The sequence below is a fragment of the Ruminococcus sp. zg-924 genome (assembly GCF_024433635.1).
Classification (GTDB): domain Bacteria; phylum Bacillota; class Clostridia; order Oscillospirales; family Acutalibacteraceae; genus UBA7067.
Genome location: NZ_WNJZ01000035.1, coordinates 1 through 1,345, shown reverse-complemented (window position 1 = coordinate 1,345; position 1,345 = coordinate 1). Strand labels below are relative to the sequence as shown.

Below are 1,345 nucleotides of genomic sequence, written 5' to 3'. Positions count from 1 at the left end.
TGAACAAGTCCGTAAAAAATGGACAATAGAAAAAAGACCCCTCTTGATGTAGAATATACATCAGGAGGGATATTTTTATGCCAAGAAGTTATCGACATGTAAAGGAATATGAAACAGAAATAATAAGTATGCGAGAAAAAGGATTGACATACAAAGCCATTGGCGATCAATTAGACATGAGTTACGATCAAATACGAGGATATTTCAAAAGACGGTACAAGCAGCAAAGAATGATTGATGCAGGACAAGCGATTCATAAAAAAGGCAGACCATGCAAAAATAATGATTGTGGCTTGCCGCCATCAATACAAAAATTAGATAAGCTTGCACAAATGAGATATGTAATGGCAAGCAAAGATAGATACATTAAAAGATTAGAAATGGAAAATGAGTTAATGAGGGATTTTCTCTCGCTCATAGAAAGGAAGTGAAGCCATCGATAAAGTATCAAGTAATTTTCAAGCACAAGGATAAATACAGCATCAGTCAAATGTGCAGATTTTTTAATGTATCTCGTAGTGGATATTATGCGTTTATGAAACGAATGGATATCCAAGATAGAGATTTGCCTTTAGCTAACAAGATAAGAGAATGTCAGCAAGAAAGCAATAATACTTACGGATATCGCAGAGTACATATATGGCTTGAAAGACAAGGAATATACCGTAATCCTAAAACTGTACTTCGTGTGATGCAAAAGTACAACTTGCTATCAGTAGTTCGTAGAAAGAAGTTTAAGTATGTATCAGAACATCTACATAAATATCCTAATCTACTGAACAGAGAATTCAATGCAGATAGACCAAATCAAAAGTGGGTTACAGACATATCATACATACCAACTAAAGAAGGAATGTGTTATCTATCAGTAATTAGAGATTTGTATGACAACAGTATTGTGTCCTACCATATGTCAAAAGATATGACAGTGAAGCTTGTACTTGATACAATCAAAAAAGCGATGAAAAATGAAAAGGTCACCGCAGAGCTGCAACTCCACAGTGACCAAGGCGCACAATATGTCTCGCATGAATATTTTACGCTAACACAATCATACGGCATTACACCATCAATGTCAAGACGAGGAAATCCATATGACAATGCTTTAGCTGAAAATTTCTTTTCAATTCTCAAAACAGAATGTATCCACAGAGTCAAACTCGCCACCTATGAGGAGGCTAGCCTCCTCATAGGTGAATACATCAACTTTTACAACAAATATCGTATTCAAACAAAAACAAAACTGACTCCGCTAGAAAAACGAAATCAGTTTGTTGCTTAAATTTTAATTTTAACTACATCAAGTAGGCTTTTTTGTACTGTCTGCATAACTTGGGGCAGTTCA

Annotated in this window: 2 protein-coding genes; both read left to right on the top strand. The window is 35.2% G+C overall.

All coding sequences use genetic code 11. The features are described 5' to 3' along the window. Window positions 1-77 precede the first annotated feature (77 nt). Complete coding sequence (locus tag GMA13_RS10505; RefSeq protein ID WP_255884524.1) at window positions 78-431, top strand: hypothetical protein; 354 nt, start codon at window positions 78-80, stop codon at window positions 429-431. After that, on the top strand, window positions 428-1,282 hold the full coding sequence (locus GMA13_RS10500) for an IS3 family transposase (protein WP_255884523.1): 855 nt from the start codon (window positions 428-430) through the stop codon (window positions 1,280-1,282). The genes GMA13_RS10505 and GMA13_RS10500 overlap by 4 nt, the downstream gene beginning before the upstream one ends. Window positions 1,283-1,345: the final 63 nt, after the last annotated feature.